A 25,440-nucleotide genomic window follows, 5' to 3' on the forward strand; every position below is an offset into this window, starting at 1 on the left:
CTCACCCCCCCCGCCGGGGACGCAAGTCCCGCACCTCATTCCTGAGGATATCCTCAATTATGGCGAGACCGAGACAGATCAGTGACGAGGTGATCATCGCCGCCGCCCAGGACGTGTTCCTGGAGCAGGGCTTCAGTGCCACCACCGCCGCCATCGCCCGGCGCGCCGGCGTGTCGGAGGGCACGCTGTTCAACCGCTTCGCCAGCAAGGAGGACCTGTTCGTGGCGGCCATCGGTCTGCACGTCCAGGCCCGCTGGCAGGCCGAACTGCTCGGCGCCGCCGGGCAGGGCGACGTGCGCCGCAACCTCGAACGCGCCCTGCTGAGCATGCTGCGCGAGGCCGAGCAGCTCGTACCGAAACTCATGGTGATGTTCTCCCGGGGACACGATACGTCGCACAACCCGATCCTGATGCGCCTGGGTGACCCGATGCAGCTCGCTGCGCGCAATATCGCCACGTATCTGGAGGCCGAGGTTCACCTGGGTCGCCTGCGCCCCCTGGACGCCGAGGTCGCGGCCCTGACGGTCGTGGGCAGCCTGTCTCACTTCGTGCACCGCGAGCAGATGATGCCGGGGCAGGGCAGCGGCCTGGAGGCAGGGCGGTTCGTGCGCGGGCTGATGGACCTGCTGTGGCCCGGCATGGCCCCGTGAGACGCGCCGCGAGTTATGAAGCAGTTCTGGAGTGAACGCCGCGTGACAGACGTAGCTGAGTCTACACTCGTTAATGATGGCAGCCGGGCGCCCCCCTCCCGACGCACAAGCCGACACCCCTTCAGGTCCACCGGCCCATGCTGTGCGGACCAGCCGACCACCACCCCATCCCGAGGACTGATATGACCGACGCCTCCCCCACCCTGCTGGTCCGCGCCGTGCTGACCGCAGCCCTGCTGACCGCCCCCGGACTGTCCGGCCCGGCTGCCGCGCAGACCGCCCCTCCCCCACCCGGCCTGCCCGCGCCCGTCACCACGCCCACCCCGGCCGCAGGTTCGCTGGACGCGCTGCTGCTCGCGCTGCGCGCCGCCCCGGGCTGGCGCGCGGCGGACCTGACCTACCGCTCGGCGCAGCTGCAGCTCGACAGCGCCCGCCTGCGGGCCGGACTGAACCTGACAGCCGGCGCGAGCGGCAGCCTCTCGAAGGTCCCCTGGGACGGCGGCGACTGGACCGGGAACGGCACCGTCACCCTGAGCGCCAGCCTCCCCGTGCTGCCGTGGTCGCCGCTGCTCGAAGGTGTGCGCAGCGCCGAACGCGGCGTGCAGACGGCCGCGCTGGACCTGCGCGCCGCGCGCGGCACCCTGACCGCGCAGCTGTGGCAGGCGTACGCGGGCCTGCGCGCCGCAGCGGACGCCCTGACCCTCGCGGACGCGCAGGTCACCCTGAGCGCTCAGCTGCTGGAGGTCGCCCGCGCCCAGCGCACCCAGGGTCTGCTGACCGAGAGCGTCCTGCTGGACCGTCAGGCGACCCTGGAGGCCGCGCAGGCCGGCCGGGACCGCGCCGCGCGCGCCGTCACGCAGGCCCGGCTGGGCCTCACGCGCCTGCTGGGCACCGATCCGCTGCCCGCCACGCCCGACCTCAGCCGTCCCCTGCCCGACCTGACCCCCGCCGGGGACGAGGCGACCCTGGTCGCCCGCGCGCTGGCCGCACGCCCCGAGGTGCGCCGCGCCCAGGCCACCCTGGCCGACGCGCTGGCCGGGCGGGACGCGGCCGCCCTGGGCGCCCGCCTGCCGGACCTGACCGCGAGCGTGGCCGCGGGGCAGCTGGCGAGTGCCTCCGGAGCGGCGGGGCGCACGGTCAGCGGCAGCCTGAACTTCACGACCGGCGTGCTGGGCGCGCAGGTCAGCGTGCCGCTGCGTGAACCCCGGTCCCCCGTCAGTGGCGTGAACCTCTCGCTGACGGCTTCGATTCCGATCCTGGGCAGCACCGACGGCACCGTCCTGCGGCAGGCGGAACTGGGCGTGCAACAGGCCGCGCTGGCCGTGGACGCCGCGCGCCAGAGCGTCGAACTCGACGTCCGGACCCGCGTCCAGGCCGTGCAGGACGAACGCGGCGCGCTGGTCGCCGCCCGCACCCGGGTGAGGGCCGCCGCGCTGAACGTGCAGGCCGCGCAGGCGCGCCTGGACGCCGGGCTCGCCACGCGACTCGACGTGGCGCAGGCCACGCTGAACCTCACGCAGGCCGAGCAGGCGCTCAGCGCCCAGCTGGACCGCGTGGGGGTCGCGGGCGCCGCGCTCGCGCAGGCCACCGCCGATCTCGACCCACTGCTCCTGACCCTTCCCGCCCCCCTGCCCACCGGAGGCCGCCCATGAAGCGCACCCTGACCCTGATCCTCGCCCTGAGTGCCGCCAGCCCCCTGGCCCACGCCCAGACCACCGCCACCCTGACCCTCAGCAGCGCCGTCACCCGCGCCGTCACGCAGGGCGTAGACGTGACCACCGCCCGCGCGAACCTGCAGAAGGCGCAGGCGAACCTGCGGGCCGTGCGGGCCGATCCCACCAGCCTCATCACGACACTCACGCAGGCCGAACAGGACGTCGCCGCGCAGACGGCCGCGCTGAACGCCGCCAAACTCGGCGCGGCGCAGGCGGCCGTCAACGGCTACGTGCAGGCCTTCGAGGCCGCGCAGCGGACCGCGCTGGCGCAGGCGCAGGTGAACCTCTCCGACCGGCAGCTGAAGATCGCGCAGGCGCGCCTCGCCGCGCGCGTGGCGACCACCCTGGACGTCAGCCGCGCGCAGAACGCCCTGAGTGGCGACCGCCAGGACCTCGCCAACGCCCAGGCGAGCCTGCCGGTGCTGGAGGCCGCGCTGGCCCGCACGCTGAACCTCCCTGCCGGGACCGACCTGCGGCTGGGCGCGCCCGGCGACGCGCCGAAACTCAGCGTGACGCTCGCCGCGCTGCAGAGCGGGCTGGACAAACGCCTGCCGGCGCTGGTGCAGGCCGCGAACGGCGTGGCGTTCGCCACGCTGCAGGTCAACCTGGCCGACAACGACTACACCCCGGCGCGCACGCTGGAAGACGCCCGCACCGCGCTTCAGAACGCGGCCCGCGGCCTGGAGGACGGCACGCGCGGCGCGCAGACCGGCGTGCGGGACGCGTACCGGGCCGCGCAGGACGCGCAGGCCCGCGTGAGCGTGGCGCGCGAGGCCGCCGCGAACGCCCAGTCGGCGCTGCGCAACGCCCAGGCCCGCCTGAAGGCCGGGACGGCCGCCGCGGTCGAGGTGCAGCAGGCGCAGCTTCAGGCGCAGCAGGCCGAGCTGGGCGTGCAGCAGGCTTCGGGCAGCGTGTGGCGCGCCCTGGCGGCGCTGGGCGTGGCCGCCGGGCAGGACGTGACCGGGCTGGTGAACTGACGTGCGGCGCACCACCCCCCTCCTGCTGGCCCTGACCGTGATGCTGGGCGCCTGCGCGGGCAACAGGGACGCCGACGTGAAGAACGACTTGGACGCCGCGCCCGCCAAGACGACCACCCTGCAGGTCGCCACCACGCCCGCGCGCAGCGGCACGCTGGACACCCAGCGCAGCGTCAGCGGCACCATCGAGGCGCAGCGGGACAGTCAGGTGGCCGCGCAGGCGGGCGGCGTCGTGCAGCGCCTGCTGGTGCAGGAGGGTGAGCTGGTCGCGCGCGGGCAGGTCATCGCGCAGCTGGACGACACCACGCCCCGTCAGGCGCTGCAGAACGCCCGCCTGCAGGTGCAGCAGGCCGAGATCAGCCTCGCGCAGACGCGCCGCACCACGCAGAACAACGCCGGCAGCCTGAACGCCGCCGTCGCGGCCGCGCAGGCCAGCCTGGCGCAGGCGCAGGCGGGCGCGCAGAGCGCCGAGAACCTCTACCGGCTGGGCGGCATCAGCCTGTCGGACGTGCAGGCCGCCCGCGCGCAGCTGGCGCAGGCGCAGAGCGCGCTGTCGCAGGCCCGCGCGAACCTGTCGCAGAACGGCCAGAGTGCCCAGGGCAGCGTGCCCCTGCAGGAGGCGCAGCTGGCGCAGGCGCGCGTCAGCGTGCAGCAGGCCGAGGAGAACCTGGCGCGCACCAGCGTGCGCGCGCCGTTCGCGGGGACCGTCGCCGCGCTGAACGTCGAGGTGGGCGAGTTCGCGCAGCAGGGCAGCGCCGTGGCCCGGCTGGTGGACCCCGGCAGCCTGCGCGTGAAGTTCAACGTGCCCGCCGCCGACGCCGCGACCCTGGTGGACGGCACCGCGCTGAACGTCGGGTACGGCGGCGTGAACTACGTCGGCACCGTGACCGGCGCGCCCGGCGTGGCCGGAACGAACCGGCTCGTGCCGGTCTCGGCCCGCGTGCAGGGCGGCGCGAACCTCCCGGTGGGCGCCGCGGCGCAGGTCCGCTACCGCGTGCGGCTGGGTCAGGGCATCCTGATTCCCAGCGGCGCCGTGCAGGCCGACGCGGGCGAGAACGTCGTGTACACCGTCAGCGGCGGCGTCGCCCGCCGCACCCCGGTCAGCGTGGTCGCCGAGAGCGGCGCGCTCGTCGCCGTGCGCGGCTTGGATGCGGGCGCCGCTGTCGTCAGTCCCATTCCCGCCAGCCTGCAGGACGGCGCGCGCGTGCAGACCGCCCCCCAGACCGGAGCCACCCCGTGAGCACGCACGAATCTCCGGAATTCAACCTGCCGCAGGGCACGCTGCCCGACGGCACGCCGGAACCGAAGGTGCACCCGCTGGTGGCCTTCAGCGTGAAGAACTACGTGTTCTCGGTGGGGATCTTCGTGCTGCTGGTCCTGGCGGGTCTGGCCGCGACGTTCCGCCTGGGCGTGGAACTGCTGCCGAACTTCGAGGTGCCGGTCCTCGCGGTGTCCACCGCGTACCCCGGCGCGAACCCCGACCAGGTGGACCGCGAGGTCAGCCGCCGCATCGAGGACGCCGTCAGCACCCTGGCGGGCGTGGAGGACATCAACACCACCTCGGTCAGCAACCAGTCGGCGGTCGTGATCACCTTCAGCGACGACACCGACGTGGACGCAGCAGCCAACAGCGTGTCGCAGGCGGTCGCCGCAATCCGCGGCACGCTGCCCGACGGCGCCCGCGCCCCGGTCGTGCAGAAGTTCGACCCGAACGCCACCCCGATCCTGACCCTGGCGCTGCTGGGCGGCAGCAATCCCCCCGCGCAGGTCACCACCTTCGCCGAGGACGTCCTCGTGCCGCGCCTCGAGCGCGTGGACGGCGTCGCGGACGTGAACGTCACCGGCGGCCCCGCCCGGCAGGTGCAGGTGCTGCTCGACCCGGCCCGGCTGCAGGCCTACAACCTCAGCCCCGCGCGGGTCACGCAGGCGATCGGCGCCAGCGCCCTGGACCTCCCCGCCGGGACGGTCTCGCAGGGCGGCACGCAGACGCAGTACGCGACCCGCAACACGCCCCGCAGCGCCGCCGACGTGGCCACCATCACCCTGGACAGCGCCAGCGGCGTGCAGGTCGGGGACGTGGCCCGCGTGCGCGACGCCGCCGAGGACGCCAGCAGCCTCGCGCGGTTCAACGGGCAGCCCGCCGTGCTGCTCAGCGTCCGCAAGGCCAGCGGCACGAACTCCGTCGCGGTGGCCGACGCCGTGCGCGCCGCCATGCAGGCCCAGCCGCTCCCGGCTGGATACAACCTGAAGATCGCCAGCGACACCACCCGCGCCACGCTGGGCAGCGTCAAGGACACCTTCAAGGAATTCCTGCTCGCCATCGGCGCGGTCGCCGTGATCTGCCTGCTGTTCCTGGGCCGCCTGAACACCGTGCTGTCGGTCGTGCTGGCCATTCCCATCTCGATCAGCGCCGCGCCGCTGCTGTACGCCACGCTGGGCTTCACGTTCAACATCATCTCGCTGCTGGCGATCATCGTCGCGATCGGCATCGTCGTGGACGACTCGATCGTCGTCGCGGAGAACGTGCAGCGTTACCGCGACCTGGGCTACAGCCGCCTGCGCAGCGTCCTGCTGGGCGGCAGCGAGGTCTTCAGCGCCGTGACCGCCGCCAGCTTCGCGCTGCTCGCCGTGCTGATCCCCCTGAGCCTGATGCCCGGCATCCTGGGGCAGTTCTTCAGCCAGTTCGGCCTGGGCATCGCCGCCGCCATCGTGCTGTCGTGGCTGGAGAGCCTGCTGTTCCTCACGGTGCGCATGGCGTACACCAACGACCCGCAGCCCGTCGGCTGGGCGCAGCTGCCCGGCGTGCTGGCCCGCTTCCCGGCGCTGCTGCAGTCCAGCCTGCGGGCCGTGCGGTCCGTCGGCGGCTGGACCGGGCTGATCCTGGCGGGCGCCGCCGTGTCCTTCCTACTGAAACAGGCCGGACTGCCCCTCCCGGTCGCGATCGGCGTGGCGTCCCTGCTCGCCCCGCTGACGCTGACCGTGACGCGCTACGTGCTGGGCCTGCTGTTCGCCCTGCTGGAAGCCGTGACCGGCACGCTGCATGGCCTGACGAACGGCGGCGTGCAGCGCACCGCCCGCGCGTACGCCCGCAGCCTGGACACCGCGCTGCGCCGCCCCTGGCTGGTCATGCTGATCGCCGGACTGTTCCTGCTCAGCGCGCCCCTGGCCATGCGCGGAGTGGGTTTCGCATTCACGCCCAAATCCGACGGCGGGATCGTCGCCGTGGACCTCAGCCTGCCGGTCGGGACCGACCTGAACACCACCAACCGCGTGACCGCGCAACTCGAGGACGCCCTGCTGAAACGCCCCGAGGTGAAACTCGTCGAGACCAGCGTCGGCGCCGGAAACGGCGTCAGCGGCGCCAGCGCCAACGAGGCCAGCCTGACCGTCACCCTGGTCGAGAAGACCGAACGGCCCGGCATTGACGCGCTGGTCGAGGACTACACCCGCCTCCTCACGCCCATCGGGACCCGCACGCCCGGCAGTGAACTGCGGGTCGGGACGCAGCAGACCGGTCCCGGCGGCAGCGCCGACATCACCCTGGCCCTCACCGCGCCGAACCAGACGCTGCTGGAGGCGCGCAACCGCGAGGTCATGCGGCTGCTCGGACAGGACCCGAACCTCCGCACGGTCGAGAGCAGCCTCAGCGCCACCCGCCAGGAGCGCACCTTCACGCCCGACGCAACGCGCCTGACCGGCACCGGCCTGAGCGCCAACGACGTGGCGCAGGCCCTGCGCACGTACAACGACGGCTCGGTCGCGGGCAGCGTCCGCGACGGGGACCGCAGCGTGGACATCGTCGTGCGGCTCGACCCCGCCCTGATCAGCAGCGAACAGAGCCTCCTGACCCAGACCGTGTTCGCACCCGCCCTGAGCGCCAACCTGCCCCTGTCGCAGCTGGGCGCGTTCCAGCTGGCACAGGCGCCCGCCACGCTGCTGCGCCTGAACAAGGCCTACACCGCCACGCTGAACATCAACCTCGTCAAGGGCGGCCCGAACCCCTTCGCGTACCAGCGGGAGATCATCAGCCGCGTCGAGAAGGCCGGACTGCTCGCGGGCGGCGTGACGCTCGGAAACGCCAGCTCGTTCGGCAGCGCGGGCCTGACCGGGGACCTCGTGTTCTACGGCCCGATCCTGATGCTCCTGGCGATCATCCTGACGTACCTCGTGCTGGGCAGCCAGTTCAACTCGTTCCGGTACCCCATCTACCTGCAGCTGCCCATCCCCATCGCGGTGGTCGGCGCGATCTGGACCCTGAACTTCTTCGGCGTGAACCTGGACGTCATCACGGTGCTGGGCATGGTCATCCTGCTGGGCCTGAGCACCAAGAACTCCATCCTGTACCTGGAGTTCGTCACGGAACGCGCCCGGTCGCTCCCGCTGCGCGAGGCGCTGCTGGAGGCCGCCGAGCTGCGCTTCCGCCCGATCATCATGACCACCCTGACGGTGCTCGTCATCAGCATCCCGCTGGTTCTCGGCCAGGGCGAGGGCGCCGAGTTCCGCCGCGGCCTGGGCATCGTGATCCTCGGCGGGGTCATCACGTCCACCCTCCTGACCTTCTACGTGGTGCCCAGCGTGTTCTGGGTGTTCGAACGGCGCCGCCTCCAGCCGGACGTGCAGCCCGCCCCCAGCGGCCCGCAGGCCCCGCTGGGCGCCGGAGACTGACCGCAGCCTCCAGACGCCCCAGGGCAACACGTCCCACCGCCGACCTTCTCTGCGGCTCGCTCAATTCAGAGGTCCTGAGGGGCTCCCTCAGGACCTCTAAATTCTGCCGTGACAGCGGCTGGGCGGGGCGTTGAAGGGATACCGACACGCCTCTGGGCTCCACGTCCAACCGCTGGTGTGGAGGGCTCAGCACTCCGCCCGTTTCAGGTGGGAGAGCCATGCTCCGGGCCTCCGGCCGGCCTGATCCGGAGGCCGGCTCGTCGGCGGTGCGTTCCACGGTCCGGCAGCAGGGGCCGGGTCAGGTGGCCCGAAGCGGACGGACGTCTGCTAGGGTGCCTGCACCTGGGTCAGGGGAAGTCCGGTGAAGACGTAAGTCCAGTCCGGCGCTGTCGCGCAGCGGTAGGCGTTCATGGAACGCGAGCCCGAATGCCTGCCAGGGACGCCCACCGCGCGGTGGGCACCTCTCGTCGTCAAGAGGGCCCGGTTCCGGCTGGTCTGCGTCCAGTCGCCTGCGGTCCTGACCGGAGTGGGCGTACTCAGGCTGGCCCGCCTCCGGAATGCCGCTGCCTGCTGGAGTTCCGATGTGCGTGCTGAACCGGAGTAACAGGACCGTTCCCGCCGGGAGGGTCCTATGATACGGACACCCTCTGTTTCGTTCGCTACCCCGAATTCCGCCGGGTGGCCACCGGCACGCCCGGAATCCGCTGCGCTCCTCCTCTGCGGGGCAGCCCTGCGGGTCACATGCGCGCGGGCTGACCGGCGTGCGCCACTCGTCCGGTCGGAGTCCGCATGAGTGGGGAGGGTCTGTGGGCGACCGTGGCGCTGGTGTTCGCGCTGGGCGCGCGGCACGGGATGGACGCTGATCACCTGGCCGCCATTGATGGGTTCTCGCGGCTGCGGCCGAGCCGCTGGACGGGCGTGCTGTTCGGCCTGGGGCACGGGCTGGTCGTGACGGCCCTGGCGCTGCTGGTGGACCGCCTGGGTGAGGGCTTCGGGCTGGGCTGGCTCTCGCCGTACCTGTTCCTGGGTGTGGCGGCGCTGAACGCGTGGCGGTTGCGGCCCGGCACCTCCAGGGACAGCGCGGCTGAGCAGGGGGCGGCCGGGCACCGGCACGGCACGCCGCGCGCGCTGCTGGCCAGTCCGTTCCTGATGGGCCTGCTGCTGGCGGTGGGCATGGAGACCAGTTCGCAGTTGTCGGCGCTGGCGCTGGGCGGCCGGGTGGACCCGCTGCTGCTGGGGCTGGTGTTCACGCTGGGAATGGTGCTGACCGACGGGCTGGACGGCCTGCTGGCGTCCGCCGTGCAGCGTGGCGGGGCGGCCCGGCCGGGCCGGGCGCGCGTGGCGTCGCAGGTGATGGGCTGGGTGGTCGTGTTCCTGTCGCTGGCCTTCGCGCTGGCGGGCTTCGCGGACGTGGACCTGGGCGAGGTGGCCGGGCCGCTGGGCGCCGCGACGTTTGCGGGCCTGCTGACCCTGCGGGTCTGGAGCCGGATGGGCACGCCACTGGGGCGCGCGTGACGCGCGGCGCGCCCAGGCAGCGGGTCGTGCGGGCCGACGGGCGCACGATCAACGTGGTCCGCAAGCGCGGACACCTGAGCTACTGCTCGCACGGCTGCTGCTGCGGCCGCACCGACCGGGGCTTCGCGCCCGCGCCGGTGGACGCCTACCGCGAGGAGTGGCAGCGGCGCGGCATGCGGAACCAGGTGCACCTGACGCGTTCCGGGTGCCTGGGGCCGTGCCAGCTGGCGAACGTGGCGCACCTGGTGTTCGACGGGCACGACGTGTGGTTCCATTCGGTGAACGACGCGTGGCTGGTCCGGGCGATCTTCGATCACCTGAGCACCATGCTGGCCGCCGACCGGTTCCTGCCGGTCCCGCCGGAACTCGTGGAGTTCACGTTCAACTACTACGCGTGGGACGCCCAGACGCCGGGCCTGCCGCTGGACACCGCGCCGCCCGGGGCCGCGCTGCCCGAGGCTGGGGTGCTGGCGGGCTTCGCGGTGCTCAGCCATGCGGACACGGACCTGCTGAACCTGGAGTCGGCGCGGGAGTCGCTGCCCGGGGGCTTTGGCCCGGTGACGGGCGCGGCGCTGGGCGGCGTGCGCAGCGAGGCGCAGATGGACGCGCTGCTGGCCGGGGCCGTGGGGTCGGCCGAGGTGGTCCTGGTGCGGCTGCACGGGCGGTTCGAGGCGCTGCCAGGGGGGCAGCGGCTGCTGGCGCACGCGCGGGCGCGCGGGCAGCACCTGCTGCTCGTCAGCGGCACGAACGACCCCGACCCGGAACTGGCGCGCCTGAGTACCGCGCCGCTGCGGGCGCTGGACGCGGCGCTCGCGTACCTCGCCGCGAGCGGCTGGGTGAACATGCGCGAGCTGCTGCTGGCGCTGTCCGACACGCTGCGCCTGACGGCGTTCGGCGCGCAGCCGCCCGCCGCGGCCCCCCCGCACGGCGTGTACCACCCGGACCTCCCGCAGGACGCGACCCTGGCGGACTGGCAGGCGCGGCGCGACCCGCAGCGTCCGGCGGTGGGCGTGGTGTTCTACCGCGCGCACGCCCTGAGCGGCAACACGGCGTTCATCGACACGCTCGTCGCGGCGCTCGACGACGCCGGGGCGGACGCCCTGCCGGTGTTCACGACCAGCCTGCGCGACGCGGGGCCGGACGGGGACCCGCAGGTGTTCGCGCTGCTGCGCGGTCAGGTGGACGCCGTGATCACCACCCTGAGTTTTGCGCTGGGCGAGGCCCGCACGCACACCGGCGAGCACGAGGGGCTGGCGTCGGCGTTCGAACGGCTGGGCGTGCCGGTCGTGCAGGGCCTCACGGCGGGCGGCGCGCGCGGCCCCTGGGAGACCAGTCCGCGCGGCCTGAACCCGCTGGACACCGCGATGAACGTCGCCCTGCCGGAATTCGACGGGCGGGTGATCGGCGTGCCGTTCGCGTTCAAGACGCAGCAAGCCGGGAAGGCCCGGCGGCTGGAGGCTGACCCGGAACGCAGCGCGCGCCTGGCGGGGCTGACCGTGCGCCTGGCGCGGCTGCGCCACCGGCCGAACGCGGACAAGCGCCTGGCGTTCATCTTCACGAATTCCACCGCGAAGGCGTCGCAGGTGGGGAACGCCGTGGGGCTGGACTCGGCGGCGTCGCTGCTGCGCGTGCTGCGTGCCCTGCAGGGCGACGGGTACGACGTCGGGACGCTGCCCGGCACGCCTGACGAACTGATGCACGCCCTGATCGCTCGCGGCAATTACGACCGGACGGTCATGACCGCGCAGGAGCTCGCGTGGGCGGCGGCGCGCGTCCCGGCGGCGCGGTACGAGTCGTGGTTCGCGGACCTGCCCGAACCTCAGCGGCGCCGCATGAGCGCGCAGTGGGGGCCGCCGCCCGGCGAGGCGTTCGTGCATGGCGGCGAGCTGTGCCTCGCGGGCCTGACCTTCGGGAAGGTGTTCGTGGCGCTGCAACCCCCGCGCGGGTACGGCATGGACCCCGACGCGATCTACCACACGCCGGACCTGCCGCCCACGCACCACTACCACGCGCTGTACCGCTGGCTGCGCGAACCGGTCGCGCTGGGCGGCTTCGGCGCGGACGCCGCCGTGCACGTCGGGAAGCACGGAACGCTGGAGTGGCTGCCCGGCAAGGGTGTCGGCCTGAGTGCGGCGTGCTTCCCGGACAGCCTGCTGGGGGACCTGCCGCTGCTGTATCCGTTCGTGATCAACGATCCCGGTGAGGGCACGCAGGCCAAGCGGCGCGCGCACGCGACGATGATCAGTCACCTGCCGCCGCCCCTGACCCGCGCGGACACGTACGGGCCGCTGGCGGAACTCGCGGCGCTGGTGGACGAGTACTACCAGCTGGAACTGCTCGACCCCGGCAAGCTGCCGCTGCTGCAGGGGCAGATCTGGGCGCTGGTGCAGCAGGCGGACCTGGGCGCGGACCTGGGCGTGATGCTGCGGCGCGACCACGGGGACCACACGCACGAGTGGGACGACGCGTTCACCGAGGACGGCCTGCCGGTCACGCTGAGCGAGATGAACGGCGCGGACGTCGCGCACCTGCTCGAGGACATCGACGGGTACCTGTGCGAACTGGGCGCCGCGCAGATCCGCGACGGGCTGCACACCCTGGGCGAGGTCCCGCGCGGCGAGGCCCGCGCGGAGATGCTGCGCGCCCTGACGCGACTGGCGAACACCGGCGCGCCGGGCCTGCACGCGGGCCTGGCGGGCGTGCTGGGGCTGGACCTGGACGCGCTGCTCGACCGGCCCGGCGCGCGGTTCGACCCGCCGGCGGCCACCGCGCCCGGCGCGGACCTCGCGGCACTGGCCGCCCGGCCGGTCCTCACGCACGGGGACGCGCTGGAGCTGCTCGACGAGCTGGGCCTGCACCTGTACCAGGAGCTGCACGGGCGCGCGTTCGCGCCGGACGCGATTCCGGAGGTGCTGGCCCGGACGCTGGGCGCGCGCGCCTCGTACGGGACGCTGCCGCAGACCCTCTCGTACGCCTGCGAGGTTCTGAACCCGGCGCTGGACGCCACCGGGGACGAGATCGCGAACCTGCTCGCGGGCCTGTCGGGGCGCTTCGTGCCGCCCGGTCCGAGCGGCGCGCCGTCGCGCGGGCAGGCGCACATCCTGCCCACCGGGAAGAACTTCTACGCGGTGGACCCGCGCGCCCTGCCGTCCCAGGCGGCCTGGACGGTCGGCGGGAACCTCGCGCGCGAGGCGCTCGACCGCCACCGGCGGGAGACGGGCGGGTACCCGGCGTCCGTGGCGATCAGCGTGTGGGGCACCAGCAACATGCGCACCCAGGGCGACGACGTGGCCGAGGTGCTGGCCCTGCTCGGCGCTCGCCCGGTGTGGCACCCGCAGAGCCGCCGCCTGGAGGGCACCGAACTGATTCCCCTGGCGGAGCTGGGCCGCCCGCGCATCGACGTGACGGTCCGCATCAGCGGCTTCTTCCGGGACGCGTTCCCGCACCTCGTGACGCTGCTGGACGGCGCCGCGCAGCTGGCCATCCACGCGGACGAGCCCGAGGACCTGAACTACCCGCGCCGCCACTACCTGGAGGCGCTGCGCGGCCGCCTCGCGGAGGTGCCGCAGGAGGAGGCCGAGGCGCGCGCCGCGTACCGGGTGTTCGGCAGCAAACCCGGCACGTACGGCGCGGGCATCCTGGACCTGATCCACGAGGGGAACTGGACGGACGAGGCGGACTTCGCGCGGGCGTTCGTGAACTGGGGCGGGTACGCCTACTCCGCCGCCGAGGACGGCGCGGACGCCCGTGAGGACTTCCGCGCGCGCCTGCGCGGCACGCAGCTCGTGCTGCACAACCAGGACAACCGCGAACACGACCTCTTCGACAGTGACGACTACCTGCAGTTCTTCGGCGGGATGCTCGCGTCGGTGCGGCACCTGGCGGGCGGCCCTGCGCGCGGGTACTTCGGGGACACCTCCAACCCCGAGCGGGCGCGCGTGCGGGACCTGAAGGAAGAAGCGCTGCGGGTGTACCGCTCGCGGGTCGTGAACCCCAAGTGGCTGGACGGCATCCGCCGCCACGGGTACAAGGGCGGGCTGGAACAGACGGCGACCGTGGACTACCTGTTCGGCTTCGATGCGACCGCCGGGGTCGCGCACGACTTCATGTACGAGGGCGTGGCGCAGGCGTACGCGCTCGACCCGGTGAATCAGGCGTTCCTGCGGGCCAGCAACCCCTGGGCGCTGCACGCCATCGCCGGGCGGCTGCTCGAGGCCCAGGGGCGCGGCCTGTGGACCGCCGAGCCGACCACCCTGGAGGCCCTGCGGGACCTGCTCGTCGAGAGCGAGGGGCTGCTCGAGGAACGCGGGGAGTCCGCGCGGGTGGGCTCGTGACCGGCGCGCCGATCCCCGGACTGACCGCCGCGCCGGTCGCCCACGCGGACGTGTTCGCAGCGTGGGCGGCGCAGGTGCGCGCCGCGCCGTCGGGCCGGGCGGACCCGGCGCGGGACGTGGCGTTCTGGGCGCGGCAGGCGGCGCACTACGACGCGGGCCAGCCTGCCCTGCCGAACACCGTGGCGTGGCTGCGCGGGCGGCTGCGCGGCGCGCGGTCCCTGCTGGACGTCGGGGCCGGGACCGGGCGGCTCACGCTGCCGCTCGCGCCGGCGGTGCCGCTCGTCACGGCACTGGACCACTCGCCGGACATGCTGGCCGTCCTGCGCGCCAAGGGCCCCCCCGCGCACCTGAGCGCCCGCTGCCAGGGCCTGCAGGACGCGCTGCGCGACCCGACCCTGCCGCCGCACGACGCGGTGCTGAGCGCGTGGTCCCTGGCGTACCTGCCCGACCTGCGCGCCGCGCTGAGCGGCCTGTTGCGCCTGAGCGGCCGGGACCTGCTGATCCTGGAGGACGACGGCGTGGGCAGCCCGCACGTGAACCTGCGCCGCCACCTGAGCGGCCAGCCGCGCCCGCAGCGGGCGTCGCAGCTGAACGCTGCGCTGAGCGCGCTGGGCCACCCGCCCGACCACCACCGCGTCCAGGAGGCGCGCGAGCTGACCTTCCCGGACCTCCCGGCGCTGCTCGCGCAGGCGCGGCTGCCCCTGCCCGATGCCGAGGCGCTCGCCGCGCTGCGCCCCCACCTGACGCACGACGGGGCCGGGTGGCGCTACCGCTGGACCTTCGACGTGCACGTCCTGCACGTCCGCATGGGGGCGCGCCCGTGAGCGCCCCCGGCGCCCTGCCCCCGCAGTACCCCCTGGCCGCCGTGGCGCACCAGCCGGACCTGCTGCTGGCGCTGTCGCTGCTGGCCGTCGCGCCCGCCATCGGCGGCCTGCTGATCCGCGGGGACCGCGGCGCGGCCAAGAGTACCGCCGCGCGCGGCCTCGCGGCCCTGCTGCCCCCCGGTCCGGACGGCCCCGCGCCGTTCGTGAACCTCCCGCTGGGCGCCACCGAGGACCGCGTGATCGGCACGCTGGACCTCCCGGCGGCCCTGCGCGGCGAGGTGCGGCTGCGCAGCGGCCTGCTCGCCCAGGCGGACGGGGGCCTGCTGTACATCGACGAGGTGAACCTCCTGCCCGATCACCTCGTGGACCTGCTGCTCGACGCGGCCGCGACGGGCGTCGTGCGCGTGCAGCGCGACACGCTCAGCGCCGAGCAGCCCGCCCGTTTCGCACTGATCGGCAGCATGAACCCCGAGGAGGGCCCGCTGCGCCCGCAGTTCCTGGACCGCTTCGGCCTGTGCGTGGACGTGCACGCCCCGCACGCGGGCACCGAGCGGGCCGAGATCATCCGCCGCCGCATGGCCTTCGAGGCCGACCCGGCCGCCTTCACGGCCCGCTGGGCCCCGGCCGGGGCGGACCTGGCCGCGCAGCTGCACCGCGCCCGCGCCCTCCTGCCGGCCGTGCAGGTCCCCGACGCCCTGCTGGACGAGATCACGGCCCTGAGTGCCGGGGCGGGCGTGCGCAGCCTGCGCGCGGACCTCGTGCTGTACCGCGCCGCGCGCGCCTGCTGCGCCCTGGACGGCCGGGAGCACGTGACCAGCGCGGAGCTGCACCGCGTCGCGCCGCTCGTCCTGCGCCACCGTCCGCGCGACCCGCAGAGCGCCGCCCCACCGCCGCCCCGGCCGCCCACTCCCGCACCGCACCCCCCTCCGTCATCGCCGCCCACGGACGCCCCGTCGCCGGACCACCCCGCACCGGACGACCTGCGCCCGAATGACCTGACGCCGGACGAACCGACCCCGGGCGACCCGACCCCGGACGGCGCTGCGCCGCCCGACCCGCAGGGTCCCGGGTCCACCAGTGGTCACCCGGCCCCAGCCCCGGAGGACGGACCGGTCACGGTCAGCGGCCCGACGGCCAGCGCCACTCCCCTCGAGCTGCACGGGGACCGGCATGGGCAGCGCGCACGTGGACGGCAGGGACCTCTGAGCGGGGCAGTCGCCGGCCCCACCAGCGGCCCGGCCGGGCCGACCGCGCGGCTGCACGTTCCGGCCACGCTGCGCGCCACCCTGACGCGCGGCGACACCCGCATCACGCCAGAGGACCTGCGCGTCGTGCGGCCCGGTCCGGCGGGACGGCAGGTGCTGTTCGTGGCGGACGCCAGCGGCAGCGTCGGCGCGAGCGGCCGCATGGGGACCGTGAAGGGCGCGCTGCTCGACGTGCTCGGCGCGCAGGGGCGGGGCGACCGCGTGGCCCTCATCACGTTCCGCGCGACGGGCGCGGACCTCACACTGGACTGGACCGCTGACCGCGCCGCGGCCGAGGCGGCCGTCCGGGGCGCGCCCACCGGGGGCCGCACGCCCCTGGCGCACGCCCTGACGCTGGCCGCGCAGGTGCTGGGCGGGCAGCGAGGCGGGGAACTCGTGCTGCTCACCGACGGCCGCTGCAACGTGCCCCTGACGCCCGGCGCGGACCCCTGGACGGACGCCCTGCACGCCGCCGCCGCGCTGCGCGGCATCCCCTCGCTGGTCGTGGATACCGAAATCGGACACGTCCGCCTGGGGCGCGCCGCGCAGCTCGCGCAGGCCCTGGGCGCGCGGTGTCAGACGCTCGAACCGGCCTGACCGGAGGAGCGCCTCGGGAGTCCCGAACCGAGCCGTGCGGGCGTCCGTCATTCCGGAGGGGATGACCGTGGAGCGGCAGGGCGGGCAGTGGACACCGGGGGGTGCGGGATGCCGGTCAATCTGGCGTGCAGAGGGAGCCGGAACGGCGCATGCTGACGGCACATGCCCCCGGTCTCCCCCGTTCTCTTCCGCTGCCCTGGAGCCCCATGACCCTCACCGTTTCCGTGCCCGAGTCCCGTCCCCGCCTGAGTCCGTCCTTTCCGTTCCCGCCCGCGCAGGTGCTGCCCGGCCGGGCCGCCACGGCCCGCCTGCCGTACGGCAATCCGCTGTTCGGCCGCAGCGACCTGGAGACCGACGTGGGCCTGGGCGGCATGAACGGCCTGTTCGGCGGGCTGGAGCTGGCCGCGCATCCGGCCGCGTGGACCCCGCAGGTCGCCGCGCTGCTCGCCCGCGCGGGGTTCGAGCTGCCCCGCGTGACGCTCTACGCCTCGCGAGGCGAGTACCGGGCCGCGCTGGGGGACCTCTGGCGCCGCTGCGGGCCGATCGTGACGATGTTCCCGCAGCATCCGGACGACCTGCCGCCCACCCAGGCGGCGCTTGACCCGGCGCTGCTGACCCGCCTGGCGGACAAGGGGCAGCTGGACGCCCTGACCGGCTGCCTCGCGCCGCGCCGCACGCTGCGGAACGCGCCGTCAGCGCTGCGGGCGGCGGCCCGGGCGCTGCGCAACGCGCCGCACGGCTGGGTGCTCAAGGCCAGTCACGCGCCCACGGGGGGCGGTGCGGACGTGCACTTCTGCCCGGACGAGGCGGCGCTGGCCGCCGCAGCGGCGCGCTACCCGGCGGGCACGCCGCTGCTGCTCGAGCCGCGCCTGAGCGTCGACCTGAGCCCCAGCGCGCAGCTGGCGGTCCTGCCGTCCGGTGAGGTGCGCCTGCTGGGCCTGACCACGCAGCGCCTCGCGGGACCACGCTTCGCGGGGGTGGACCTGAAGCCCCTGGCGCGCGCGGCGCGGTACGCGCAACTCGCGCAGGAGGTCGCGCAGGCGTGCGCGGCGCAGGGATACCGGGGCGTGCTGGGCGTGGACCTGCTCGACACCGGCGCGGAGGTGCTGGTCGCCGAGGTCAATCCGCGCCTGACCGGCGGCAGCCTCGCGGGTCTGCTGACCCCGCAGCTGGGCCTGCTGGGCCTGCAGGCGCGGCTGGTGATTCACCCGTCCGCCCGCACCCTGGACGACCTGTGTGCCCGGGTGGGCGAGGGCTGGGAGGAGGGCCGTCTGCTGCCGGTGATGGTCTGGGACGGCGCGCGGTGGGGCGGCGTCAACCGGGTGGCGGCCCTGCTGCTGGGCCGCACGGACGCCGAACTGGACGGTCAGGACGCGTGGCTGCGCGCGCGGCTGGACGGCGGGTCGTGACGGCCCGCACGCCCGCACGGGTGGCGGCGCAGCTGGGACAGGCGGGAGCGCTGGGCGCGGCGGGGCAGCAGCTGGGCGCGCTGAGCCTGCCGGTGATCGCCGCGGGCCTGCCGGGCAGCACGCCGCTGACGCTGGGGCTGATCACGGCGGCGGCTTTCCTGCCGCATCTGCTGCTGGGCCTGTTCCTGGGGGCGCTGGCGGACCGGCTCGCGCCGCGCGGCGTGATGCTGCTCATGCACGCCGCGCGGGCGGGGACGCTGCTGCTCGCGGCGGCCCTGGCACACGCCGGGGTGCTGGGCGCGGGCGTGCTCGCGGGCATCGCGCTGACGCTGGGAGCACTCGGGGCGCTGCACGACGCGGCGCTGCAGCGCTGGCTGGCGGGGCTGCCTGACCGGGCGGACGCGAACCGCGCCGTGCAGACCGGCGAGCAGGTGGCCCTGACGGTCGCGCCGGGCCTGAGCGGGCTGCTGATCGGATCGCTGGGCGCGGCCGCCGCGCTGCTGGCCGAGGCCCTGAGTTTCCTCGGGGCGGGAGCGCGGCTCTCACGTGTTCCCGCCCCGGTCGTGCTGTCGCGCGGAACGGGTCCGCTGCTACGCGACGCGGCCGACGGGCTGCGGTTCGTGTGGGGGCACGGCACGCTGCGGCGGCTGGCGCTGACGGCGGCGTTCGTGAACCTGTCGCGCGCCATGACGTTCACGCTGCTGTCGTACTACCTGCTGCGCGAGGTGGGCGTGGAGCCGCTGGTGCTGGGCGTCGTCCTGACGGTCAGCGGTCTGGGCGGACTGGGCGGCGCGTGGCTGAGCCGCCGCACGGCCGCCGTGCCGGACGAGACGCTGCTGCGCCGCGCGTTGACGGCGCTGGCCGTTGCCGGACTGCTCGTGCCACTGGGCGACGGTGGGTGGACGCTGGCCCTGATCCTGCTGGGGCGGGCGCTGGGCACCGCGTGCACGGTCACGTACAACATCCGGCAGGACACGCTCCGGCAGGCGCTGTCCCCGGCCGGGATGGAGGCGCGCGTGGCGACCGCGTCGCGCACGCTGCTGTGGGGCAGCCTGCCGCTGGGCGCGGCGCTGGGGGGCGCGCTGGGCGGCGCGTGCGGCGTGCGGCCCGCCCTGCTGATCGCGGCCACGCTGGTGTTCGCCGCGCCGCTGCTGCTGGGCCGCGTGACGCCCGCTCCGCAGGCCACGCCCGCGCCGCTGGGCTGAGCCGCCTGACCCGCCGTCACCTCGGGCCGTCTGTCGGATAAGGTGGGGCCGCGCATGACGATCCCGCTTCCCCCCCCCACCGTTCGTGCAGGGCCGCGCCGCGTGGTGCTGGCCGCTGCGTCCTCGGGCAGCGGCAAGACGACCGTGGCGGCGCTGCTGTGCCGCGCGCTGCGCGCCCGGGGCCTGCGCGTGCAGCCGTTCAAGCTGGGTCCGGATTACCTGGACCCGACGCACCTGACCCGCGCGGCGGGCCGCGAGGCGCGGAACCTCGACTCGTTCCTGCTGGGCCGAGAGCGGCTGCGTGAGCTGTTCGCGCGGGCGGCAGTGCAGGCGGACGTGAGCGTCCTGGAGGGCGTGATGGGCCTGTTCGACGGGCGCGACCCGACCACCGACGAACATTCCACGGCGGACCTGGCGCTGCTGCTGGACGCCCCGGTCGTGCTCGTGCTGGATGCGGGCGGGTCGGCGCGGACGGTCGCGGCGGTCGCGTGCGGCCTGCGGGACTTCCGGCCGGAGTTGCGGGTGGCGGGCGTGATCCTGAACCGCGTGGGCGGCGAGCGGCACGCGGCGCTGTGCGAGGCGGCCCTGGATCAGGTCGGCCTGCCCGTGCTGGGCTGGGTGGCGCGCGACGCCGGGCTGCACCTGCCCGAACGGCACCTGGGGCTCCTGAGCGCCGAGCAGGCCGCCTGGGACGAGGACGCCGCCGACCGCGCGGCCGCCGGATTGCGGCTGGACGCCCTGCTGGACGCCATCCACGCCCCGGCCCTGCCGGACGCGCCCGCCCCCGCGCAGGCGGGCACGCCGGTGCGGGTGGCGCTGGCGCACGACGAGGCGTTCCACTTCTCGTACCCGGACGCGCTGGACGAACTGCGCGCGCAGGGCGCCGAACTGATCCGCTTCAGTCCGCTGCGGGACGCGGCCCTCCCGGCGGGCGTGGGGGGCGTGCTGCTGCCCGGCGGGTACCCGGAGGCCCACGCGCACGACCTGAGCGGCAACGCGTCCATGCGCGAGTCCATCCGTGCCTTCGCCGCGTCGGGCGGGGCGGTCCTGGCCGAGTGCGGCGGCCTGATGTACCTCGGGGAATCACTGGACGTGGACGGGCACGAGGTGCCCATGTGCGGCGTGATTCCCTACCGCACCCGCATGACGCCCCGCCTGACCCTCGGGTACCGCGACGCGACCGCGCTGCGGGGCACCCTGGTCGCCCCGGCGGGCGCGGCGGTGCGCGGGCACGAGTTCCACCACTCGGTCCTCACGCACGCGCCCACCCGGCCCGCGTGGCGCTGGACGGCGCACGACGGCACCATCACCGAGGAAGGCTACGCGCACGGGAACATCCTCGCCAGCTACCTGCACCTGCACCTGGGCGCCGACCCGACCCTCGCCGCCCGCTTCCTGGACGCCTGCCGCGCGGTGAGCACTTGAGGGGCGCCCCGCGCCGGGCGCTGCTGCTGGCCCTCGCGCTGGACACGCTGGGTGAACCGCCGGCCCCCGCGCACCCGGTCGTGTGGATGGGGCACCTGCTGCGGCGCGCGCGCGCCGCGTGGCGGGGACAGACGCCGCGCGCGCAACTGGTCGAGGGGGGCCTGGGCTGGGCCGCCGGGGTGACGCTGAGTGCCGCCCTGGGCGTGGCCTGCGGGCGGCTGCCCTGGTGGGGGCAGGGCGTGGCCCTCAAACCGCTGCTGGCCCGCACGGCGCTGCTGCGTGCGGGCGCGGAGGTCGCTGGGGCGCTGGAGGCCGGGAACCTCCCCGAGGCGCGGCGACTGCTGTCCTGGCACCTCGTGAGCCGGGGTACCGCGGACCTGACGGCCTCCGAGGTGGCGGGCGCGGCCATCGCCAGCCTCGCGGAGAACCTCAGCGACAGCGTCGTGGCGCCGCTGCTGCACGCGCGGGTGGGCGGCCTGGGCTGGGCCGCCGCGTACCGCTTCACGAACACCGCCGATGCCAGCTGGGGTTACCGGACCCCGGCCCTGGAGTGGCCGGGCAAGGTCGCGGCCCGCGCGGACGACCTGCTGAACCTCGCCCCGGCCCGCCTGAGCGCCGCGTGCCTGCTGCTCGCCGCCGGAGGGCGAGGCTGGCGGGAATGGCGGGCGGACGCCCGGCGCACCCCCAGCCCGAACGGCGGGCACCCCATGAGTGCCGCCGCCGGGGCTCTCGGTGTGCGGCTGGAGAAGCGCGGCGTGTACACCCTGAACGCCGCCGGGCGCGACCCCGACGCGGCCGACCTGCGCGCCGCCCTGACCCTGGTGAACCGCGCGGCGCTGCTGGCAGCCCTGGTCTGCCTGCTCCCCCTGCCCCGGCGGCTGACGGGGGCGCGGGCGTGATTCCCCTGATCCCCCGCGTGCCACACGGCGGCCCGGGCGCGCAGCCCTTCGCCGGGCTGGATTTCAGCGTGAACGCCAACCCGTACGGCCCCAGCCCGCGCCTGATCCAGGCGGTGCGGGACGCCGACCACGCCCACTACCCCGACCCGACCTACGCCTGGGTGCGGGAGCGGCTGGCCGCGTGGCACGGCCTGAGCCCGGCCGAGGTCACCCCGGCGGTGGGCGCGTCCGACCTGCTGCACCGCCTCGCCCGGCTGTGCCTGAGTGACGGGGGCTCGCTGCTGAGCCTGCACGCGCCCTTCGGGGAACTCGCCCGCGCCGCCGCGCTGCTCGGCGCGCCCGTCACGACCGTGCAGGCGGTGCCGGACGTCCTCCCGGCCGGGACGCGCCTCGTGTACGTGGGGTACCCGCACAACCCGACCGGCCTCGTCCCCACACCCGAGACGCTGCTGACCCTGGCGGGGCGATGCCACGAGGTCGGCGCGCTGCTGATCGTGGACGAGGCGTACGCACCCTTCGTCACGCTGCCCGCCCCGCCGCGCCACCCCGCGCTGCTGCGCCTGCTCTCGCCCGGCAAGGCGCACGGGCTGGTCGGCGCGCGCCCCGCGTACGCGCTGGCCGCGCCGGACGTGATCGCCGCGCTCGACAACCTCGCCCCCGCGTGGCACGTGCCCGCCGGGACCGCCGGGGTGCTCGCGGCCCTGCCGCACGCCGCGCGCTTCCTGGCCGAGACGCTGCCCAGGGTCGCCGCGCACGCCGCCGCGCTCGCGGACGACCTGCGCCCGCTGGGCCGGGTGGAGCACCACGGCACACCGTTCCTGACGCTGCGGGTCGGGGACGCCCGCGCCCTGAGTGCAGACCTGCTCGCGGCGGGCGTGCGGGTGCGGGACTGCGCGAGTTACGGCGAGCCGCACCTCATCCGCGTGAGCACGCGCCTGCCGGGCGAGAACCGCGTGCTCGTGCGCGAGCTGCACTCACGGCTGGGGATGGGAGGACGACATGGGTAAGGCGATCATGGTGCAGGGCTGCACGAGCAGCGCGGGCAAGAGTTACCTCACGGCGGCGCTGTGCCGCGCGCTGTCGAACGCGGGCGCGCGGGTCGCGCCGTTCAAGGCGCAGAACATGAGCAACAACGCGGGCGTCACCCCGGCGGGCCTGGAGATGGGCCGCGCGCAGCTCGTGCAGGCCGCCGCCGCGCGCGTCACGCCGGACGTGCGGATGAACCCCGTGCTGCTGAAACCGGAAGCCGACACCCGCTCTCAGGTCGTGCTGCTGGGCCAGGTCAACCGCGAGATCACCGATTTGCCCTGGCGGGAGCGCAAGGCGCACCTGTGGCCGCACGTGCAGGGCGCGCTGCACAGCCTGATGGACGAGTTCGACGTGGTCGTCATCGAGGGCGCGGGCAGTCCCGCCGAGGTGAACCTGCGCGCCTCGGACATCGTGAACATGCGCGTGGCACTGGAGGCCCGGGCCGCGGTGCTGCTCGCCAGCGACATCGACCGGGGCGGGTCGTTCGCGCACCTGCTCGGCACCTGGCACTGCCTGACGCCCGAGGAACGCGCGCTGCTGCGCGGCTTCATCCTGAACCGCTTCCGGGGCGACGCGCGGCTGCTGTCCCCTGCGCCCGAGTGGCTGCAGGAGCAGACCGGCGTGCCGACCGTGGGCGTCGTGCCCATGCTGGACATCCCGCTGCCCGAGGAGGACGGCGTGTGGGCCGAAACGGGAGCGGCGCGCGGCGGGGATCAGGACGACGGCTTCGTGGCGATCGCGCGCCTGCCGCGCGTGTCGAACCTCGACGAGTTCGCGCCCCTCGGGCCGCTGGCCCGCTGGGTGGCGACCCCGGCGGACCTGACGGGCGCGCGGGCGGTGATCCTGCCCGGCAGCAAGAGCACCGCCGCCGACCTCGCGTGGCTGCGCGCCACCGGACTGGCGGGCGCCGTGACCCGCGCCGCGCACGCGGGCGTTCCCGTGCTCGGCGTGTGCGGGGGCCTGCAGATGCTCGGCCGGGTGATCCGCGACCCGCACGGCGTGGAGGGTGCGCCGGAAGTGCCGGGCCTGGGCCTCCTGGACCTGGATACGACCTTCGCGCCGGACAAGACCACCACCCTCACATCCTTCACGGACGCCGAGACGGGCCTGACCGTGCAGGGCTACGAGATCCACCACGGGCAGACCGGGGCGGGGGCGGGCGTGCAGACCCTCGCGCCGGGGCGGCTGTGGCGGCAGGGCAACGTGCGCGGCACGTACCTGCACGGCCTGCTGGAGAACCCCGCGTACCTCGAGCGCTTCCTGGGCTGGGCGGGTCTGCGCCCCCCGGCGGGCCTGGACTCGCTGGACGCCCGGCTGGACGCCATCGCCGCGCGGGTCGGCGCGGCCCTCGACCCGCGCGTGCTGGAGGAACTCCTGTGACTCTGGTGTTCGTCACGGGCGGGGCGCGCAGCGGCAAGAGCACCTTCGCGGAGGCCCGCGCGGCGCAGGTGGGCGCCCCCGTCACGTACGTGGCGACCGCGCAGGCCTTCGACGACGAGATGCGCGTCCGCATCGGACGACACCGCGCCGACCGTCCCGCCGGGTGGGTGACGCGCGAGGAACCCCTGCACATCCCGGCGGTCGTGGGAGAGGTGCAGGGCACGGTGCTGCTCGACTGCCTGAGCCTGTGGGTGAGCAACCTGATGCTCGCGGACTGGACGGACGACGCCGTGCTGGCCGCCGCGGACGACCTGCTGCGCGCCGCGCGGGACCGGGGCGGCGTGACCGTCATGGTCACGAACGAGGTGGGCTTCGGGATCGTGCCGGACAACGCGCTGGCGCGCCGCTTCCGGGACCTGCTGGGCTGGGTGAACCAGCGCGCCGCCGCCGCGTCGGACGAGGCGTGGCTGATCGTCAGCGGTCGGCCCCTGCGCCTGCCCTGACCCGGCGGGCGCATACCCCGGGCTGGTATACTCGCGGGGACCGGTTTCCTCGCCCCTCGCCCCCAGGAGTGCCCCCATGCGACCCACCCTGCTGATCGGCCTGCTCACCCTGAGCGCCTGCGCGCCCCGCGCCGCCACGTACACCACCATCCCCGTCCAGGACCTGCGCGCCGCTCAGGAGAAGGGCGAGTACGTCCTGGACGTCCGCACCGACGCCGAATACAGGGAGGGGCACGTCCCCGGCGCGGCGCTGCTGCCCCTGGCGGACCTGGGCACTCGCATGAACGAGGTCCCGAAGGACCGCCCGGTGTACGTCATCTGCCGCAGCGGCAACCGCAGCGCCCAGGCCAGCGCGCAACTCGTGAAGGCCGGATACACCCGCGTGTTCAACGTGGACGGCGGCATGAACGCCTGGACGTCAGCCGGATACCCCGTCGAACGCTGAGCACGCTGGGCACTGAACCCGCCCCGTCCCATGCCAGACTGCGCGCATGTCCGAACCCCTCAGGGTCATCATCGGCGCCGGCACCCAGACGTGGCCCGGCTGGATCCCCACCCAGCGTGACCAGCTCGACCTGACCGACCGCGCCAGCTTTGAGCGGTACTTCGGGAACCGCCGCGCCGACGCGCTGCTATGCGAACACGTCTGGGAGCACCTCACGCCGGAGCAGAGCCGGGAAGCCGCGCGCCTGTGCCTGGACTACCTGAAACCCGGCGGGTGGCTGCGCTGCGCCGTCCCCGACGCGAACTTCCCCGACGAGGCGTACCAGCAGCTCGTGCAGGTGGGCGGCCCCGGCCCGGCCGACCACCCGGCCGCCGACCATCAGATCGTGTACGACGCCCCCACCTTCCGCGCAGTCTTCGAGAACGCGGGCTTCGAGGTGGACCTGCTGGAGTACTGCGACGACACGGGCCGCTTCCACTACCACGGGTGGGACGTCTCGACCGGCCCGGTGTACCGCTCGCTGCTGCTCGACCACCGCAACCGCGACGGACACCTGGGCTTCGTCTCCCTGATTCTGGACGCCCGGAAACCCGGCGGGACCCCAGACTGAAGCCGCGTCCTGCC

18 protein-coding genes and 1 riboswitch are annotated in these 25,440 nt (G+C 74.8%); all 18 genes read left to right on the forward strand.

The features are described 5' to 3' along the window. The first annotated feature begins 59 nt into the window (after positions 1-59). Positions 60-650 carry a TetR/AcrR family transcriptional regulator gene (locus IEY69_RS15040; RefSeq protein ID WP_189073964.1) on the forward strand — a complete coding sequence of 197 codons (591 nt, stop codon included), beginning with the start codon at positions 60-62 and terminating at the stop codon, positions 648-650. Positions 651-832: 182 nt separating this feature from the next. Further along, positions 833-2,302, forward strand: coding sequence for a TolC family protein (locus IEY69_RS15045; RefSeq protein WP_189073965.1), 1,470 nt, complete (start codon positions 833-835; stop codon positions 2,300-2,302). After that, a complete protein-coding gene (locus tag IEY69_RS15050; RefSeq protein ID WP_189073966.1) occupies positions 2,299-3,342 on the forward strand; it encodes a TolC family protein in 1,044 nt (347 codons plus the stop codon). The genes IEY69_RS15045 and IEY69_RS15050 overlap by 4 nt, the downstream gene beginning before the upstream one ends. Position 3,343: 1 nt before the next feature. Then, positions 3,344-4,582, forward strand: coding sequence for an efflux RND transporter periplasmic adaptor subunit (locus IEY69_RS15055; RefSeq protein WP_229784004.1), 1,239 nt, complete (start codon positions 3,344-3,346; stop codon positions 4,580-4,582). After that, positions 4,579-8,007, forward strand: coding sequence for an efflux RND transporter permease subunit (locus IEY69_RS15060; RefSeq protein WP_189073967.1), 3,429 nt, complete (start codon positions 4,579-4,581; stop codon positions 8,005-8,007). The genes IEY69_RS15055 and IEY69_RS15060 overlap by 4 nt, the downstream gene beginning before the upstream one ends. 313 nt (positions 8,008-8,320) lie before the next feature. Further along, positions 8,321-8,459, forward strand: a riboswitch (cobalamin riboswitch). 337 nt (positions 8,460-8,796) lie between these two features. Then, entirely contained in the window at positions 8,797-9,522 is a 726-nt protein-coding gene (locus IEY69_RS15065) for a HoxN/HupN/NixA family nickel/cobalt transporter (protein ID WP_189073968.1), read from the forward strand. Beyond that, the gene (gene cobN, locus IEY69_RS15070) at positions 9,519-13,856 is read left to right on the forward strand and encodes a cobaltochelatase subunit CobN (RefSeq protein WP_189073969.1); all 4,338 of its coding nucleotides are present in this window, start codon (positions 9,519-9,521) and stop codon (positions 13,854-13,856) included. Before IEY69_RS15065 ends, cobN begins: the two co-directional genes overlap by 4 nt. Continuing rightward, on the forward strand, positions 13,853-14,680 hold the full coding sequence (locus tag IEY69_RS15075; RefSeq protein ID WP_229784005.1) for a class I SAM-dependent methyltransferase: 828 nt from the start codon (positions 13,853-13,855) through the stop codon (positions 14,678-14,680). Before cobN ends, IEY69_RS15075 begins: the two co-directional genes overlap by 4 nt. Then, positions 14,677-16,521, forward strand: coding sequence for a VWA domain-containing protein (locus IEY69_RS15080; RefSeq protein WP_229784006.1), 1,845 nt, complete (start codon positions 14,677-14,679; stop codon positions 16,519-16,521). The genes IEY69_RS15075 and IEY69_RS15080 overlap by 4 nt, the downstream gene beginning before the upstream one ends. Before the next feature lie 206 nt (positions 16,522-16,727). Further along, complete coding sequence (locus IEY69_RS15085) at positions 16,728-17,930, forward strand: ATP-grasp domain-containing protein (RefSeq protein ID WP_189073970.1); 1,203 nt, start codon at positions 16,728-16,730, stop codon at positions 17,928-17,930. Beyond that, positions 17,927-19,135 (forward strand): MFS transporter, encoded by a 1,209-nt coding sequence (locus IEY69_RS15090; RefSeq protein WP_189073971.1) that lies wholly within the window; start codon positions 17,927-17,929, stop codon positions 19,133-19,135. Before IEY69_RS15085 ends, IEY69_RS15090 begins: the two co-directional genes overlap by 4 nt. A gap of 54 nt (positions 19,136-19,189) precedes the next feature. After that, positions 19,190-20,560 carry a cobyrinic acid a,c-diamide synthase CobB gene (locus tag IEY69_RS15095; RefSeq protein ID WP_189073972.1) on the forward strand — a complete coding sequence of 457 codons (1,371 nt, stop codon included), beginning with the start codon at positions 19,190-19,192 and terminating at the stop codon, positions 20,558-20,560. After that, positions 20,557-21,459, forward strand: a complete 903-nt coding sequence (locus tag IEY69_RS15100) for a CobD/CbiB family cobalamin biosynthesis protein (protein WP_189073973.1) — start codon at positions 20,557-20,559, stop codon at positions 21,457-21,459. Before IEY69_RS15095 ends, IEY69_RS15100 begins: the two co-directional genes overlap by 4 nt. Next, positions 21,456-22,466 carry a pyridoxal phosphate-dependent aminotransferase gene (locus IEY69_RS15105; protein ID WP_189073974.1) on the forward strand — a complete coding sequence of 337 codons (1,011 nt, stop codon included), beginning with the start codon at positions 21,456-21,458 and terminating at the stop codon, positions 22,464-22,466. Before IEY69_RS15100 ends, IEY69_RS15105 begins: the two co-directional genes overlap by 4 nt. Further along, a complete protein-coding gene (locus IEY69_RS15110; RefSeq protein WP_229784007.1) occupies positions 22,459-23,868 on the forward strand; it encodes a cobyric acid synthase in 1,410 nt (469 codons plus the stop codon). Before IEY69_RS15105 ends, IEY69_RS15110 begins: the two co-directional genes overlap by 8 nt. Further along, a complete protein-coding gene (cobU, locus tag IEY69_RS15115) occupies positions 23,865-24,371 on the forward strand; it encodes a bifunctional adenosylcobinamide kinase/adenosylcobinamide-phosphate guanylyltransferase (RefSeq protein WP_189073975.1) in 507 nt (168 codons plus the stop codon). The genes IEY69_RS15110 and cobU overlap by 4 nt, the downstream gene beginning before the upstream one ends. A gap of 76 nt (positions 24,372-24,447) precedes the next feature. Continuing rightward, positions 24,448-24,816 carry a rhodanese-like domain-containing protein gene (locus IEY69_RS15120; RefSeq protein WP_189073976.1) on the forward strand — a complete coding sequence of 123 codons (369 nt, stop codon included), beginning with the start codon at positions 24,448-24,450 and terminating at the stop codon, positions 24,814-24,816. 46 nt (positions 24,817-24,862) lie between these two features. Next, positions 24,863-25,426: a class I SAM-dependent methyltransferase gene (locus tag IEY69_RS15125; protein WP_189073977.1), complete on the forward strand. Its 564-nt coding sequence runs from the start codon at positions 24,863-24,865 to the stop codon at positions 25,424-25,426. Positions 25,427-25,440 lie beyond the last annotated feature (14 nt).

The organism is Deinococcus sedimenti, assembly GCF_014648135.1.
GTDB lineage: Bacteria > Deinococcota > Deinococci > Deinococcales > Deinococcaceae > Deinococcus > Deinococcus sedimenti.

Bases quoted from the DNA above. Each gene is read 5' to 3' on its own strand.
- IEY69_RS15120 (WP_189073976.1), top strand. From the start codon at position 24,448: ATGCGACCCACCCTGCTGATCGGCCTGCTCACCCTGAGCGCCTGCGCG.
- IEY69_RS15110 (WP_229784007.1), top strand. From the start codon at position 22,459: ATGGGTAAGGCGATCATGGTGCAGGGCTGCACGAGCAGCGCGGGCAAG.
- IEY69_RS15085 (WP_189073970.1), top strand. From the start codon at position 16,728: ATGACCCTCACCGTTTCCGTGCCCGAGTCCCGTCCCCGCCTGAGTCCG.
- IEY69_RS15050 (WP_189073966.1), top strand. From the start codon at position 2,299: ATGAAGCGCACCCTGACCCTGATCCTCGCCCTGAGTGCCGCCAGCCCC.
- IEY69_RS15045 (WP_189073965.1), top strand. From the start codon at position 833: ATGACCGACGCCTCCCCCACCCTGCTGGTCCGCGCCGTGCTGACCGCA.
- IEY69_RS15095 (WP_189073972.1), top strand. From the start codon at position 19,190: ATGACGATCCCGCTTCCCCCCCCCACCGTTCGTGCAGGGCCGCGCCGC.
- IEY69_RS15040 (WP_189073964.1), top strand. From the start codon at position 60: ATGGCGAGACCGAGACAGATCAGTGACGAGGTGATCATCGCCGCCGCC.
- IEY69_RS15065 (WP_189073968.1), top strand. From the start codon at position 8,797: ATGAGTGGGGAGGGTCTGTGGGCGACCGTGGCGCTGGTGTTCGCGCTG.
- IEY69_RS15125 (WP_189073977.1), top strand. From the start codon at position 24,863: ATGTCCGAACCCCTCAGGGTCATCATCGGCGCCGGCACCCAGACGTGG.